General features: G+C 67.2%; 15 protein-coding genes. 8 read left to right on the forward strand and 7 right to left on the reverse strand.

Translation table 11 applies throughout. The features are described 5' to 3' along the window. Positions 1–65 precede the first annotated feature (65 nt). The 4 genes from AC5P66_RS11035 (at position 66) to AC5P66_RS11050 (ending at position 3,655) form a co-directional block, all read left to right on the forward strand. On the forward strand, positions 66–635 hold the full coding sequence (locus AC5P66_RS11035; RefSeq protein WP_049416777.1) for a redox-active disulfide-containing membrane protein: 570 nt from the start codon (positions 66–68) through the stop codon (positions 633–635). A gap of 10 nt (positions 636–645) precedes the next feature. Next, a complete protein-coding gene (locus AC5P66_RS11040) occupies positions 646–1,809 on the forward strand; it encodes a COX15/CtaA family protein (protein ID WP_099495483.1) in 1,164 nt (387 codons plus the stop codon). Positions 1,810–1,813: 4 nt separating this feature from the next. Beyond that, on the forward strand, positions 1,814–2,707 hold the full coding sequence (gene cyoE / locus AC5P66_RS11045) for a heme o synthase (protein ID WP_049416773.1): 894 nt from the start codon (positions 1,814–1,816) through the stop codon (positions 2,705–2,707). Positions 2,708–2,848: 141 nt separating this feature from the next. Beyond that, complete coding sequence (locus AC5P66_RS11050) at positions 2,849–3,655, forward strand: calcium-binding protein (RefSeq protein ID WP_495216310.1); 807 nt, start codon at positions 2,849–2,851, stop codon at positions 3,653–3,655. Between the two features lie 115 nt (positions 3,656–3,770). Here the strand turns inward: AC5P66_RS11050 and AC5P66_RS11055 are convergent, their stop codons facing one another. The 6 genes from AC5P66_RS11055 to rpsU form a co-directional block, all read right to left on the reverse strand. Then, positions 3,771–4,742 (reverse strand): bile acid:sodium symporter family protein, encoded by a 972-nt coding sequence (locus AC5P66_RS11055; protein ID WP_049416772.1) that lies wholly within the window; start codon positions 4,740–4,742, stop codon positions 3,771–3,773. Positions 4,743–4,770: 28 nt separating this feature from the next. After that, positions 4,771–5,271 carry a protein tyrosine phosphatase family protein gene (locus AC5P66_RS11060; RefSeq protein ID WP_049416770.1) on the reverse strand — a complete coding sequence of 167 codons (501 nt, stop codon included), beginning with the start codon at positions 5,269–5,271 and terminating at the stop codon, positions 4,771–4,773. Between the two features lie 28 nt (positions 5,272–5,299). Then, positions 5,300–7,039, reverse strand: coding sequence for a DNA primase (gene dnaG / locus AC5P66_RS11065; RefSeq protein ID WP_099495485.1), 1,740 nt, complete (start codon positions 7,037–7,039; stop codon positions 5,300–5,302). Between the two features lie 61 nt (positions 7,040–7,100). After that, a complete protein-coding gene (locus tag AC5P66_RS11070; protein WP_049416765.1) occupies positions 7,101–8,021 on the reverse strand; it encodes a YihY/virulence factor BrkB family protein in 921 nt (306 codons plus the stop codon). A gap of 105 nt (positions 8,022–8,126) precedes the next feature. Then, positions 8,127–8,570 carry a GatB/YqeY domain-containing protein gene (locus tag AC5P66_RS11075; protein WP_005415013.1) on the reverse strand — a complete coding sequence of 148 codons (444 nt, stop codon included), beginning with the start codon at positions 8,568–8,570 and terminating at the stop codon, positions 8,127–8,129. Between the two features lie 133 nt (positions 8,571–8,703). Then, positions 8,704–8,919 carry a 30S ribosomal protein S21 gene (gene rpsU, locus AC5P66_RS11080; protein WP_002808376.1) on the reverse strand — a complete coding sequence of 72 codons (216 nt, stop codon included), beginning with the start codon at positions 8,917–8,919 and terminating at the stop codon, positions 8,704–8,706. Positions 8,920–9,085: 166 nt separating this feature from the next. Between rpsU and tsaD the strand changes: the two genes are divergently transcribed. Then, positions 9,086–10,111 carry a tRNA (adenosine(37)-N6)-threonylcarbamoyltransferase complex transferase subunit TsaD gene (tsaD, locus tag AC5P66_RS11085; protein ID WP_099495486.1) on the forward strand — a complete coding sequence of 342 codons (1,026 nt, stop codon included), beginning with the start codon at positions 9,086–9,088 and terminating at the stop codon, positions 10,109–10,111. Positions 10,112–10,144: 33 nt separating this feature from the next. Here tsaD and AC5P66_RS11090 read toward each other — a convergent pair whose 3' ends face one another. Then, entirely contained in the window at positions 10,145–10,810 is a 666-nt protein-coding gene (locus tag AC5P66_RS11090; protein ID WP_099487982.1) for a hypothetical protein, read from the reverse strand. Positions 10,811–11,169: 359 nt separating this feature from the next. Here AC5P66_RS11090 and folB point away from each other — a divergent pair, with 359 nt between their 5' ends. From folB to AC5P66_RS11105, 3 genes are all read left to right on the forward strand, one after another. Further along, positions 11,170–11,523, forward strand: a complete 354-nt coding sequence (folB, locus tag AC5P66_RS11095; protein ID WP_005407807.1) for a dihydroneopterin aldolase — start codon at positions 11,170–11,172, stop codon at positions 11,521–11,523. A 91-nt stretch (positions 11,524–11,614) separates the two neighbouring features. Further along, positions 11,615–12,886, forward strand: a complete 1,272-nt coding sequence (locus AC5P66_RS11100; protein WP_495216311.1) for a mechanosensitive ion channel family protein — start codon at positions 11,615–11,617, stop codon at positions 12,884–12,886. Positions 12,887–13,014: 128 nt separating this feature from the next. After that, positions 13,015–15,189 carry a glycoside hydrolase family 3 N-terminal domain-containing protein gene (locus AC5P66_RS11105; protein WP_448140721.1) on the forward strand — a complete coding sequence of 725 codons (2,175 nt, stop codon included), beginning with the start codon at positions 13,015–13,017 and terminating at the stop codon, positions 15,187–15,189. The last annotated feature ends 32 nt before the right edge of the window (positions 15,190–15,221 follow it).

Consider the following 15,221-nt stretch of genomic DNA (forward strand, 5'->3'; position numbering starts at 1 on the left):
CCCGGATGCCAGCCAGCGGCCGGCACTACCGGCATCCCTTACCCAACCATGAGAAAATGCCCCGCATGAACACTGCTACGTCCCCGCAGGCGCGCGGCTCCGGCCGCCGGACCCTGGTGCTGCTGTTTGCCGTGTTCTTCGGGGCGATGGCGCTGGCCGCGGTATTGCGCTTCTCTGGCTGGCAGCCGACCGGCCACCGCAATGCAGGACAGCTGCTGAAGCCGCCGGTCGATCTGCGCCAGCAGGCGCCGACCCTGGCCAATGGCCAGGCCTATCCGTGGAACCCTGAAACCCGCACCTGGCGCCTGCTGGTGGCGCCGGCCGGTGCCTGCGACGCGCAGTGCGTCACTTTGTCGCAGGGGCTGGGCAAGGTGTGGCAGCTGTTCGGCCATAACGCCGATAATGTCGAGATCCTGTGGCTGGGTACGCCACCGGCGTCGATCGCCTCGCTGCCCGCGCTGCGGCCGCTGGCTCCGTCGCCAGCCCTGCGTGCGGCGTTGCCGGGCGTCGATGATCCGGCGGGACTGCCGGTCTACGTGATCGATCCGAACGGCTTCGTGATCATGCGCCATGCCCCGGGTTCCGACCTCGGTGGCCTGCGCAAGGACATGGCCACGTTGCTGAAACTGAAGTGAGTCCCGTTTGATGAGCCTTTCCGCGCGTCCGGCGCTGCACCGCAATTTCCACCGCCTGGCGTGGTTCGCCATGATCATGACCGCGAGCACGATCATGTTCGGCGCGTTCGTACGCCTGTCCGATGCCGGCCTGAGCTGCCCGGACTGGCCGACCTGCTATGGCCAGGCCACCTGGCCGCAGCACGTGGAAGAGACCATCGGCCACCCGGCGGTGGAGATCCGCCCGCTGGAGACCCACAAGGCCTGGCGTGAGCAGGTGCACCGCTTCCTGGCTGGCGCGCTGGGCATCGAGATCCTGACCCTGGCCCTGCTGGCTACGCGCAAGCGCCGCTTTGGAACCACGGCAGTGGTGACCGCCTGCGTGCTGGTGGCCGCTGGCATACCGCTGTACATGATGGGCTGGCATGGCACCGCCAGCGCATTGGCCCTGATCGGCGAGGCGATCCTGCTGATCGCCGCGCTGCGCTGGAGCAACATCGACCTGGCACGCGCTGCACTGCTGACCCTGGCGGTGGTGATCTTCCAGGCCCTGCTGGGCATGTGGACGGTGACCCTGCTGCTCAAACCCATCGTGGTGATGGGCCATCTGCTGGGCGGCATGCTGATGTTCGCGCTGCTGGCCTGGATGGCCTGGCGTGCGACGCACATGCCGATCACCCTGGCCGAGGCACCGAAGCTGAAGTGGCTGCTGCGCATCGGCCTGGCGGTGCTGGTCACCCAGATCGCACTGGGCGGCTGGGTCAGTGCCAACTACGCGGCGCTGGCCTGCGGCGGCGGCAGTGCATCGCTGGACAACTTCCCGCGCTGTGCCAACCAGTGGTGGCCGCAGCACAACTTCGTCGAAGGCTTCACCCTGTGGCGTGGCATCGGCGTGGACTACGAAGGCGGCGTGCTCGATGGCGCCTCGCGTATCGCCATCCAGATGGCGCACCGCCTGTTCGCGGTGGTGGTGGCCATCTACCTGCTGTGGCTGGGTGTGCGCCTGTTCCGGTTGCCGAGCATGCGCGGCTGGGCCAGCGCGCTGATCGCGCTGCTGGTGCTGCAGGTCACCCTCGGCATCCTCAATGTGAAGCTGGCGCTGCCACTGGAAGTGGCCGTGGCCCACAACGGCGTGGCCGTTGCCCTGTTGTTCGTGCTGGTCAGCCTGCTGGCCCGTCTGCGCGCCCCGGACTGATTCCATGTTTTCCAACTACCGCCAGTACTGGGACCTGACCAAGCCCAAGGTCGTCGCCCTCATTGTCTTCACTGCCCTGGTCGGCATGGTCCTGGCTATCCCGGGCGTGCCCAGCTGGGAGCAGGTGCGCGCCGGCCTGCTCGGCTTCCTCGGCATCTGGCTGGCCGCTTCGGCGGCCGCCGCGATCAACCAGTTGCTGGATGCGCACATCGATGCGCAGATGGCACGCACGTCGTGGCGCCCGCTGGTGGTCGGCAAGGTCAAGCCATGGCAGGTGCTGGTGTTCGCCGGCGTGCTGATCGTGTTGTCGATGACCATCCTGGTGCTGTGGGTGAACCTGATCACTGCAGTGCTGACCTTCGCCTCGCTGATCGGCTACGCGGTGATCTACACCGTGTACCTGAAGCGTGCGACCTCGCAGAACATCGTCATCGGTGGCCTGGCCGGCGCGATGCCGCCGATGCTGGGCTGGGCTGCGGTGACCGGCATGCAGGGCTCGTCGGACTGGGCGTACTCGTCGCTGCTGGTGCTGATCATCTTCATCTGGACGCCACCGCATTTCTGGGCGCTGGCGATCTTCCGCCGCGAGGATTACGCCAAGGCGGAGATCCCGATGCTGCCGGTGACCCACGGCGTGGCGCACACCCGCAAGCAGATCATGGTGTATTCGGTGGTGCTGGCGCTGGTCTGCCTGTTGCCATACCTGGTGGGCATGAGTGGTGCGTTCTACCTGGGCGGCGCGATCGTGCTCAACGCCGTGTTCCTCTGGTACGCCTGGCGCATGCTCGACCCGCCGGATGAGCTGTTCTCGATGAAGATGTTCTATTACTCCATCGTCTACCTGATGGCGCTGTTCGCGTTCCTGCTGGTCGACCACTGGATCCTGCCCTGGTTGTGAAGCGCCACCTGTAGAGCCGAGCCCATGCTCGGCTGAGGGGGGATTGGAAGAGCAGCCGAGCGTGGGCTCGGCTCTACACTTGATCTCTTCCAGCGGCGTCGCCATTGCTGTTCCTGACCCCAAGGAAAGGAGCGAGCAGGGATGCATTCGATCTTCCGCTGGACCACCGCGCTGCTGCTGGCGCTGGGCATGGCCGTGACCGCGCATGCCGACGACACCGCCGCGCAGATCCGCCAGCACGCCGGTGATCACCGCCTGCTGGTGCTGGGCGAATTCCATGGAACCCGCGAGACGCCGCTGCTGGTGCGGCAGCTGGTGGACGGCTACAGCCGCACCGGGCCGGTCCTGCTGGCGCTGGAACTGCCACGCGGGGAAACCCCCACGCTGCGCGATTACCTGGCTTCCGATGGCGGGGAGAAGGCACGCCAGCATCTGCGCGGGCGTGCGTTCTGGACCGTGCGCGATGACCAGCATGACGGCCGTCGCAGCCGCGACATGCTGGCAATGATCGAAAGCCTGCGCGTGCTGAAGTCGCAGGGACGTGTGATCGACGTCGTTGGCTATGACGTCAACGCCAGCAAGGGCGGCAACCAGGTACGCGATGACCTCATGGCAGCCGAGTTGCGGCGGCTCTATCGAGGCCTACCGGCCAATGCGCGCATGCTGGTGCTGACTGGTAACGTGCACGCCATGCTGCAAAGGCCGCAAGGTATGCCTCCGGAAATGCAGATGCATCCGATGGCGTCGCAGCTGCGGGACCTGGATATCTACAGCGTACGGATGGGCGCGCAACGTGGTCAGACGTGGAGATGCGCGGGCGGTTGCATGGCGCGGCCACTTCGAGAGCAGGTTGCCACGGGGCCGCGGGTCGCTGCCGGTGCGGAACGGCCGTACGACCTGTGGGTATGGATGCCGGAACTGAGCGTCGGGACGCTGGTGGATCCGTAGCGTCAGGCAATCCATCCACGCATGGCGTGGATCTACTCCGGACCACAGGTGTCAGCCGAGCGTGGGCTCGGCTCTACAGTTGATCCGCGCCATGCGTGGATGTCCTCCCGCCGGGTCAGGGCGCGCGCTTCGCGTACCGCTGCGCGATCACGCCGCAGACGATCAGCTGGATCTGGTGGTAGATCATCACCGGCAGCACGATGGCGCCCAGGCTGCCGCCGGCGAACAGCACCTTGGCGATCGGCACGCCGGTGGCCAGGCTCTTCTTCGAACCGCAGAACACGATGGCGATCTCGTCCTCGCGGTTGAAACGCAGGCGACGCGCGATGAAGGTAATCAGCGGCATCGCGATGCCGAGCAGCACGGCGGCCACGACCGCCACGGCCAGCAGCGAGAGCAGCGGCGTCTTGCTCCACAGGCCTTCAGTCACCGCTTCACCGAACGCCGAGTACACCACCAGCAGGATGGTGGCCTGGTCGGTGTAGCGCAGCAGCGCGCGCTGGCGTTCCACCCAGCCGGCAATCCACGGCCGCAGCAGGTGGCCGGCCACGAACGGCACCAGCAGCTGCAGCATGATGCCGCCGATCGCATGCAGCGGGTCGTGCACGCCGCCGGAGGTGCCCGCAAGCGCGGTCAGCAGCAGCGGGGTCAGGAACACGCCGAGGATGCTCGACAGCGAGGCGCTGCACACCGCTGCGGGCACGTTGCCATGCGCCATCGAAGTGAACGCGATGGACGACTGCACGGTGGAGGGCAGGGTGCACAGGAACAGCACGCCGAGGTACAGCTCCGGGGTCAGCAGCCAGCCCGACAGCGGCTTGAACATCAGCCCCAGCAGCGGGAACAGGAGGAAGGTGCAGGCCAGGATGGTCAGGTGCAGCCGCCAGTGCAGCATGCCGCCGATGATCGACTCGCGCGGCAGGCGCGCGCCATGCAGGAAGAACAGTGCAGCGATGGCGACGGTGGTGACATCGTCGAGGACGATGGCGGCGGCGCCCTTCATCGGCAGTAGCGAGGCCAGGCCGACGGTGCACAGCAGGGCGAGGGTGAAGTTGTCCGGTCGCAGGCGCGACCACCAGCGGGTCATGGTGGGCAGAGTCCTTGGTGCGGAGGGTTCAGGGCGAGGTGACCGGCGTGGCCAGGCGTTGGCGGGTGGCGGCTTCCAGCGAGGTCAGGCCAGCACGCTGGCCCAGCTGAAGAGCCTGTTCGGGGCCGGCATGTTCGTAGCGTGCGTTGACCAGGCCGAGCACGGCGCCGGCGCGGTTGCCGGACGCACAGTGCAGCAGCACCGGCCCCTGGCTCTGCCGCAGGGCCTGGTGCACGGCGCGCACGTTGGCGGCATCGAGCCCCTCGGCACCGGCCACCGGAATGCGCACGTAGCGCAGGCCCAATGATTCGGCGAGGCGGGTTTCGTCGAAGCCCCGGTCCTCGCCGGGCTGGCGCAGGTCGATCACGGTGCGCACGCCTTGCGCGGCAAGTTCGCGCAGCTGTGCGGCGGAGGGCTGGCCGCCGGCATACAGGCCCGGGCGGACTTCATTGAGCGGGCCATCTGCGGCCAGGGCCGCCAGTGGCAGGCAGAGCGACAACAACAGCAGGCAGGTCAGGCGCAGCAGCATGGTCCTCTCCGTGAAAACGTTCTGCCCTCTACAGGCGCAGTCCGGCGCGCGCCTTCAGCAGCTCGCGCAGTTCGTATTTGTCAGTATCATCCAGGCCCTGCTGGCGCTGCTTTGCCAACAACTCCTCCAGACGTTGCACCAGCAGCTGTTTCTCCAGCTGGGCCACAGCATCGTGCAGTTCCTGGGTCCAGCTGGCCTCGGTGCCGGGCAGCGTCTGTGCGGCCAGGGTATGCAGCGAGGCCTGTTCCTCGCGGCCGTCGAAGTGTTCCAGCAGGGCGCCGGTGCTGATGTCCGGGCGCTGTTCGACCAGCCCCAGCAGCTCCAGCAGCAGTTCCACGCCGGGCAGGCGCAGGCCCTGGAAGTGGTGCTTGCCGCCCAGCGTCAGCGCCAGCGACGGCTGCTGCAGCAGCACGGCGATCGCGCCGCGCACCAGGCTGCGCTTGGCCACGGGCTGGATCGTCCGCTGCGGCTGGCGTTGCGGCATCGGCGCGCGCGTGGCCTGGGCAGTGCCGCCCAGGCCGGTCAGCTGCGCCAGCTGCTGCTTCATCAGGTCGCCGAAGGCGCCGTCGGGAATCTGCGCCAGCATCGGCTTTGCCCGTTCTGCCAGGCGTGCCTTGCCGTCCAGCGTGCCCAGGTTGATCTCGCGGGTCAGTTCGTCGAAGAAGAACTGCGACAGCGGCGTAGCCTGCTTGAGGCGCTCGTTGAAGGCCTCGGCGCCTTCCTTGCGCACGATGGTGTCCGGGTCCTCGCCATCGGGCAGGAACAGGAAGAAGGCCTGGCGGCCATCCTTCATGCGCGGCAGCACCGACTCCAGCGCCTTCCAGCCGGCGCGGCGGCCGGCGGCGTCGCCGTCGAAGCAGAAGAACACGTCCGGCGCGTTGCGGAACAGCAGCTCGGCATGGTCCGGCGTGGTCGCGGTACCCAGCGTTGCCACCGCCTGGGTGACACCGAACTGGAACAGCGAGACCACGTCCATGTAGCCTTCGACCACGATCAGCCGCTCGATCTTCTGGTTGGCCTGGCGTACCTGCCACAGGCCGTACAGTTCGCGGCCCTTGTGGAACAGCGCGGTCTCGGGCGAGTTGAGGTACTTGGGGCCGTCGTCCTTCTCGAACACGCGGCCACCGAAGGCGATCACCCGGCCACGGCGGTCGAAGATCGGGAACATCACCCGGTCGCGGAACTTGTCGTAGACGTGGCCGCGGTCGTTCTTCGAGAACAGGCCGGCGCGGTCGAGCAGCTTCATGCGCCGCTCGTCCTTGCCCAGTGCATCGCGCAGTCCGCTGTAGCCATTCGGCGCGTAGCCGATCTGGAAGCGTGCGCGGTTCTCTTCGTCCACGCCGCGGCTTTCAAGATACGCGCGTGCCTTCTCGCTGCCTTCCAGGTTCTTCTGGAAGAACTTCGTGGCGGCGTCCAGCGCCGAGTACAGCTCGCGGCTGTCGTCCTGCTGCTGGGGGCTGCGCGGGTTCTCGTTGCGCGGCACGTCCATGCCCGCGCGCTTGGCCAGTTCATCCACCGCGTCGAGGAACTCGAGGCGGTCGTAGTTCATCAGGAAGCTGATCGCGGTGCCGTGCGCGCCGCAGCCGAAGCAGTGATAGAACTGCTTGGTGGGCGAGACCGTGAACGAGGCCGAGCGCTCGTCATGGAACGGGCAGCGTGCGGCGTATTCCTTGCCCTGGCGCTTCAACGGCACGCGGCTGCCCACCACCTCGACGATGTCGGTGCGGGCCAGCAGGTCGTCGATGAAAGCGTCGGGGATACGGGCCATGGGCAACAGGGCAGGGCGCGGTACAGGACCACGCGACGGAACCGGGGGCGGTTGCCCTAGTTTACCCCCTGTCGGGCACCTGGCTGGCGGCGGCCGGATCGATGCCGGCGGCGGCCAGGTGATGGCGCGCGCGCAGTCGCTCATCGATCACCGCGGTCATCAACGCGCCAACGAAGAAGACCACGGTCGCGTAATAGATCCAGACCAGCGAGATCACCAGGGCGCCCATCGAGCCGTAGGCACTGCCGGGGGCCACGGTGGCGATGTAGACGCCGATGCCGTAGCGGCCCAGTGCAAACAGTGCCGAGGTGATGACGCCGCCGATGAAGGCCTGGCGCCACGCCACGCGGCGGTCGGGCAGGTAGTGGTACATGAAGGCGAACCCCACCGCGTACAGCAGCAGGCTGGTGACGTACCCCAGCGCGGGGAGGATCGAGGGCAGTTGCGCGAAGGCCACCTGCAGCACCGTGGTGGCCGTCATCGACAGGATCAGCAGGAAGCCCAGGGCCAGCACCACGCCGAACGAGAACACACGCTTGCGCAGCCAGGCCTTGATGCCCTCCAGGCGCTCGCCACTGGTGCGGAAGATCAGGTTGAGCGCGTTCTGCAGCTGCGCGAACACGGCGGTGGCGCCGACGAACAGCAGCAGCGTGCTCCACAGCCCCGCCAACGAGCCGACGTCGGGCTGGTTGTCGGCGTTCTTCAGGACGGTTTCGGCCACCGTAGCCGCGCTGCTGCCAGCCACCGAGCTGATCTGGTCGATCAGCGCCTGCTGTGCCGGCGGGTACAGCGAAGCGGTCAACCACAGCAGCAGCACCAGCAGCGGTGCCATCGACAGCAGGGCGTAGAAGGAAACGGAGGCGGCCTGGGTCAGCACGTCGACGTCGATGAAGCGCTTGGCCACCGCCATCGGAAAGCTGTCCTGCAGGCGCTTGAGGTACTTGTGCAGGGACACGGGAACGTTGGGCTCGGGTTCAACCATGGGTGTGGTTGTAGCAGGCGACCGACGAAGGTGCGGTGAAGCGGGTGCATCAATGGGGTCAGAGCCCTTTCGCGTTGCGAAAGGGATCCGACCCCGTGTGCCGGATTACGCCAGCTGCTGCTTGACCAGCTTGGACACCAGGCCCATGTCGGCCTGGCCAGCGAGCTTGGGCTTCAGTGCGCCCATCAGCTTGCCCATGTCGGCCGGGCCGGAGGCGCCGGTCTCGGCGATGGCGGCCTGGATGGCGGCCACGATCTCGGCTTCGCCCATCTTGGCCGGCAGGTAGGCTTCGATGACCACGATCTCGGCGCGCTCGATCTCGGCCAGGTCTTCGCGGTTGGCCGCTTCGTACTGGCTGACCGAGTCCTTGCGCTGCTTGACCATCTTGTCGAGCACGGCGATCACGGCGGTGTCGTCCAGCTCGATGCGCTCGTCCACTTCGCGCTGCTTGATGGCAGCGTTGATCAGGCGGATCACGCCCAGCTTGTGCTTCTCGCCCGCCTTCATGGCGGCCTTCATGTCTTCGGTGAGCTGCTGCTTCATGCTCATGAGGAACCTCGTGGTGGTAGGTGGGGCGGGGCGGATGCCCGAACCCGGAAACGCAAAAAGCCGGCGACGCTCGCGCGTGCCGGCTTCGGCTCCATCGCGACAGGCAGCCCCGCCGCAATGAAGATGCGTCCGATCAGTACAGGCGCTGACGCTTGGTGACGTCGCGCGACGAGCGGCGCAGCTGACGCTTCACAGCAGCGGCGGCCTTGCGCTTGCGCTCCTGGGTCGGCTTTTCGTAGAACTCGCGCTTGCGGGTTTCGGCCAGCACACCGGCCTTTTCGCAAGTGCGCTTGAAGCGGCGAAGAGCAAACTCGAAGGGCTCGTTCTCGCGGACTTTGACGCTGGGCATGGAATCTCCGGGACACAGTAGAACCGGGTCACGCCCGGCGAGCCGCACATTATAGCGGCGAATAGACAAACTGCAAGCGGCCAACCCTGAATACGGGCCGGGGGTTCGAAAGCAGTGAGATCTGCACATCCCCCGAGGGGGCGGCAGGGGCGTCATAATAGCAGGCATGCGAGTCCTTGGCATCGAATCTTCCTGTGATGAGACCGGCGTGGCGGTGTATGACACCGGCCTGGCCGGCAGCGCGGCCCTGCGCGCCCATGCGGTCTACAGCCAGATCGCCCTGCACGCCGAATACGGTGGCGTGGTGCCCGAGCTGGCCAGCCGCGACCACGTCCGCAAGCTGCTGCCGCTGGTGCGCCAGACCCTGGCCGACGCCGGTCTGGATGTCGGCGACATCGACGGGGTGGCCTACACGGCCGGTCCTGGCCTGGTTGGCGCGCTGCTGGTCGGCGCCGGCGTGGCCCGATCGCTGGCCTGGGCGCTGGAGGTACCGGCGGTGGGCGTACACCATATGGAAGGCCACCTGCTGGCACCGCTGATGGAAGACGACCCGCCGGAAGCGCCGTTCGTGGCACTGCTGGTATCCGGTGGCCATACCCAGCTGGTGGCGGTGGATGCGATCGGCCAGTACCGCCTGCTGGGCGAAACCCTGGATGATGCGGCCGGCGAGGCCTTCGACAAGACCGCCAAGATGATGGGCCTGCCGTACCCCGGTGGCCCGCAGCTGGCCAGGCTGGCCGAGCAGGGCACGCCGGGCGTGTACCGCTTCGCGCGGCCGATGACCGACCGCCCGGGGCTGGATTTCAGCTTCTCCGGCCTGAAGACCCAGGTCCTGATGGCCTGGCGCGACAGCGACCAGAGCGAGCAGACCCGTGCCGATATCGCCCGTGGCTTTGAAGATGCGGTGGTCGAGACGCTGTCGATCAAGTGCGAGCGCGCGCTGGAAGCAGCGGGCACCAACGTGATCGTGGTGGCCGGCGGCGTCGGCGCCAACAAGCGCCTGCGCGCCCGCCTGCAGCAGATGGCCGAGCGTCTCGGCGGCCGTGCCTGCTTCCCGCGGCCGGCACTGTGCACCGACAACGGCGCGATGATCGCCTTCGCCGGCGCGCTGCGCCTGCAGGCCGGCCAGCGCAGCCCGCCGAAGGTGGATGTGACCCCGCGCTGGGACATGGCGACCCTGCCGGCGGTGTGAACCGATAGCGTTGGGCCATGCCCGGCGGACGCATTACCGATGCACTGCCAACGGCGACGCCGCCAGCACCGTCGTCGCCCGCTCATGGCGCTGCAGCCAGCCCAGCGTGTGCGGGCAGCGGGCGTGGATCAGCCGCCCGATCGCGGCCAGGTCGGCGCCGATGTCGCGTTCCAAGATGGGCTCGTGGTGCGCGATGCGGTTGCGCAGGTGGCGGATGCGTCCGATATCCGCATGGATGGCTTTCCTGACGGCACTGGGATGAGCAGAGGGAGCATGCTGCAGAACCCTGCTGAGTGCGGGTATCCAAAGCGTGGAGTCGAAGCGACAGGTGAAGAGCTGCTGCCAGAACACCATCGGCAGGTTGGCGACGATCCCAGGTGTATCGGTGACGCGGCTGGCAAGTTGTTCCAGTACCGTGCGCGGAGAAGTACTGGATGAGGTTGGCAGCCTCCGTCGGAAGGCACCATTCCACGGCCAACGCGGGCCATGCTGCCTGGCGAGCACAGCTGCAGCGGCGTTGCGGGTGACCACTTCGCACAGATGGACCGGCATCATCAGTGCACTGCACATCCGCATGTTCCACAGGTACAGGGATTCGGCTGTGACGTCGGGGCTGCAGGTCGATGCGATTCTCTCGTAAGTAGACAGACGCTCCGCTGACAACGCGCGCCGCAGTACATCGTATGGAGCCATCGTCATGTGCGGTGGTGAAGGAGGGATCGATGTTCGCGAGAGTGGGCGGCGGCGACCATCAGGGAACGTCGTTGTCCGCGCGGCAGATTTTCTGCGTTTTGCCTCGGACGAATACCTGACCTGCCCTGTCGGAATTGGCCTTGACCGGCGATCTGGTCCTTGCCTAATCTGCGTGCCTGCGCCACCGGGACTCGCGGCTGGATTCCAGCTCCCCCCGGGGACAAACGGTAGTACCAAAGGGCCCTGCTAGTGGGGCCCTTTGTTTTTTCCGGCGCCGTCTCCCTGTCGGCCGCTCACCGCCCGTTCCGGGCAGGCTCACCGCCGTGCCGTTACCATGGCCGCCTGTATTCGTGCCGGTAAGCGCAATGGACAAGGTTTTCATCGAAGGGCTGACGATCGACGCCCTGATCGGTATCTACGATTGGGAACGACGGATCCGCCAGGACCTGGTGTTCGACCTGGAAATGGGCTTCGACAACCGTCGCCCCGCGGCCACCGACGACATCGCCCACACCCTGAACTACAAGGCGGTGAGCAAGCGCCTGGAGCAGTTCGTGCGCGAGTCGGAGTTCGGCCTGGTCGAGACGCTGGCCGAGCGCTGCGCGCAGATCGTGCTGGACGAATTCGACGTGAAGTGGCTGCGCCTGAAGCTGAGCAAGCCGGGCGCGGTGCGCGGCGCGCGCGCGGTGGGCGTGATCATCGAACGCACGCGGGACTGACCCGGTCGCGCCGGCCATTGGCCAGCAACCCCGGTAGTGCCGGCCGCTGGCCGGCAACCTTGGCAACAACGAAACAGACAGGAGACAACTGATGGTGGATGCGGTGGTGGCGGTACAGTGGCTGGAACGGCTGCAGAACACACTGGAACCCTATCCCGGCGCCTACCTGGCGTTGATGATCTCGGCGCTGCTGATCGCGGCTGGCCTGGCCAACTGGGTGACCAAGCGCATCCTGCTGCGTGGCCTGCGGCGCCTGCTCAGCCGCCTCCCCGGCGCTGACACCGGCCGCGGCAGCCACCTGATGCGGGTGATCTCGCGCCTGTCCAACGTGGTGCCCAGCCAGGTGATCGCCTCGGGCATCCGCATCGTGCCGGACCTGCCGCCGGGCCTGGTCAGCTTCATCATCGGCGCTTGCCAGGCGTGGGCGATCCTGACCGTGGTGCTGGCCATCTCGCATGCGCTGGATGCGGCCAACGATCTGTACGAGCGCCGCCCTGAGGCACGCAACAAGCCGATCAAGGGCTACCTGCAGGTCGCCAAGATCGTCCTCTTCGTGATCGCCGGCCTGTCGATCGTCGCTACCCTGGCCGGCGTCGACCTGCGCTATCTGGTCACCGGCCTCGGCGCGGCCACGGCGGTGCTGATGCTGATCTTCCAGGACACCATCCTGTCGCTGGTGGCCAGCGTGCAGATCAGTGGCGATGGCCGCGTGCGCATCGGCGACTGGATCGAGATGCCCAGCCAGAACGCCGACGGCGACGTCATCGACATCGCGCTGCACACCATCACCGTGCAGAACTTCGACAAGACCATCACCACCATCCCGACCAAGAAGCTGGTGACCGAGTCGTTCAAGAACTGGCGCGGCATGCAGGAGGCCGGTGGCCGCCGGATCAAGCGCGCGCTGTACCTGGACCAGCACAGCGTTGGTTTCCTCGACGACGGCGACCTGGCCTTCCTCGGCGAATTCGCGCTGCTGCGTGAGTACCTGCGTGACAAGGAGCAGGAACTGGGGCAGTGGAACGGGCGCCTGCGCGAGCAGGGCGTGGCTGAGGTCAACAGCCGCCGGGTGACCAACCTGGGTACCTTCCGTGCCTATGTGGAGCGCTACCTGCGCAGCCATCCGGGCATCCATACCGACATGACCCTGCTGGTGCGGCAGCTGCAGCCCACCACCGAAGGCCTGCCGCTGGAGCTGTACTGCTTCACCCGCAGCACCGCCTGGAGCGAGTACGAGGCCGTGCAGTCGGACATCTTCGACCACCTGCTGGCGATTCTGCCGGCGTTCGGCCTGCGGGTGTTCCAGGCCTCCAGCGACGCCATGTTGATGGCCGGGCAGCGCCAGTTGGCCGGCTCGGAGTAAGCTGCGGTGCCCCCGGCAGGACCATACGGGCCCCGCTGTTGGCTGAAACTGAACGAAGAAACCTCTCGCCAAATGGCTCGGGATCGCTAGAATGCCGGGCTTGTAAACGTTTTCATCAAGGACTGCCGGTGGCCTCCGATCGCATCGAATCCCTCATTGCCCAGATGACCGTCGAGGAAAAAGTCGGCCAGCTGGGTGTCTTCGCGGACATGGTCCGCCCGTTCGCTCCGGACGTGAACCCGGAAGCCAACGTGCGCAATGCCGACCAGGTGCTGCAGCAGGTGCGCGAGGGCAAGGTCGGCTCGCTGTTCAATGGCGTGGGCGCCGAGTTGGGCCGCCGCATCCAGCAGGTCGCCACCGAGGAGAGCCGCCTGGGCATCCCGGTGATCCTGGCCGCCGACGTCATCCACGGCATGCGTACCGTGTTCCCGATCCCGCTGGGCGAGGCCGCCAGCTTCGAGCCGGACCTGGCCGAGCGCACCGCGCGCGCCACCGCCATCGAAGCCACCGCTGCCGGCCTGCACTGGACCTATGCCCCGGCCGTGGACATCGCCCGCGACCAGCGCTGGGGCCGGGGGGCCGAGGGTGCCGGTGAGGACGTGGTGCTGGGTTGTGCGTTCGCCGCCGCCCGCGTGCGTGGCTTCCAGGGCAGCGACCTGCGCGCGGCCGATTCGCTGCTGGCCACGCCGAAGCACTTCGCCGCCTACGGCGCGGTGATGGCCGGCATGGAATACAACATGGTGGACATCTCGCCGCAGACCCTGCGCGATGTGCACCTGCCGCCGTTCAAGGCCGCCTTCGAGGCCGGCGCGATCACCGTGATGTCCTCGTTCAACGACATCAACGGCGTGCCGGCCAGCGCCAATGCCGAACTGCTGACCGACATCCTGCGCGGTGAGTGGAAGTTCCCGGGCGTGGTGATCTCCGACTACACCGCCGACATGGAACTGGTCGCGCACGGCTACGCCGCCGACGACCGCGATGCCACCGCCAAGGCGTTCACCGCCGGCCTGGACCTGAGCATGCAGAGCGGCTTCTACGCCGAGCACCTGCCGGGCCTGGTCGAGAGCGGCGAAGTGCCGATGGCGGTGCTGGATGAAGGCGTGCGCCGCATCCTGTGGCTGAAGGAGACCATCGGCCTGTTCGACGACCCGTACCGTTCGCTGGACCCGGCGCGCGAAGCGGATACCTCGCATATCGCCGCGCATGACGAACTGTCGCGCGACGCCGCGCGGCGTTCGATCGTGCTGCTGAACAACCGTGACAACGTGCTGCCGTTGCAGAAGACCGGGCAGAAGATCGCGCTGATCGGCCCGTTCGTGCAGGACCGCGACAACATCGAAGGCTGCTGGACGCTGTTCGGCGACAAGCAGCGTTACGTGGACCTGGAAACCGGCGTGCGTGCCGCCATCGGCGACGAAGCGCTGCTGGAAATCGTGCCGGGCTGCGAACTGGAAGCGGCCATTCCGGGCGGTACCGAAGCGGCGGTGGCTGCCGCGCTGCGCGCCGATGTGGTGGTGCTGGCGCTGGGCGAACCGCAGCGTTACAGCGGTGAAGCGCAGTCGCGCGTGGAGATCACCCTGCCGCCGGCACAGCAGGCACTGGCCGAGGCGGTGGCGATGACCGGCAAGCCGCTGGTGGTGCTGCTGCGCAACGGCCGTGCGCTGGCACTGCAGGGCGCGGTGCGCAATGCACAGGCCGTGGCAGTGACCTGGTACCTGGGCACGCAGACCGGCCATGCCGTGGCCGATGTGCTGTTCGGCGACTACAGCCCGTCCGGCCGCCTGCCGGTCAGCTTCCCGCAGGTATCCGGCCAGCAGCCGTACTTCTACAATCACCCGCGTACCGGTCGCCCGGAACTGCCGACGATGTCGGAGTTCAAGGCCCGCTGGCGCGAGATTCCGAACGAGCCGCTGTACCCGTTCGGCCACGGCATCGGCTACACCACCTTTGCCTACGGCGTGCCGCAGCTGAGCACGGCACAGCTCGGCTGGGACGACACCCTGACCATCACCACCACGCTGACCAACAGCGGCGACGTGGCCGGCGAGGAAGTGGTGCAGCTGTACATCCACGACCGCGTGGCCAGCCGCGTACGTCCGGTGCGTGAGCTGAAGGACTTCCGCAAGGTAGCGCTGCAGCCGGGCGAGTCGACCGACGTGGTGTTCACCCTCACCCGTGAGCAGCTGGCGTTCACCGGCCGTGACGGCGTGCTGCGTGCCGAGCCGGGCCAGTTCGACCTGTGGGTGTGCGCCTCGTCGGCCGCCGGCGAAGCGGTGCAGTTCGAACTTCTGAAGGCCTGATCGAAAAAAGGGGACGGAGGGGATTAAGTCGT

This window comes from Stenotrophomonas sp. YJH_SMC_122 (genome assembly GCF_059369535.1).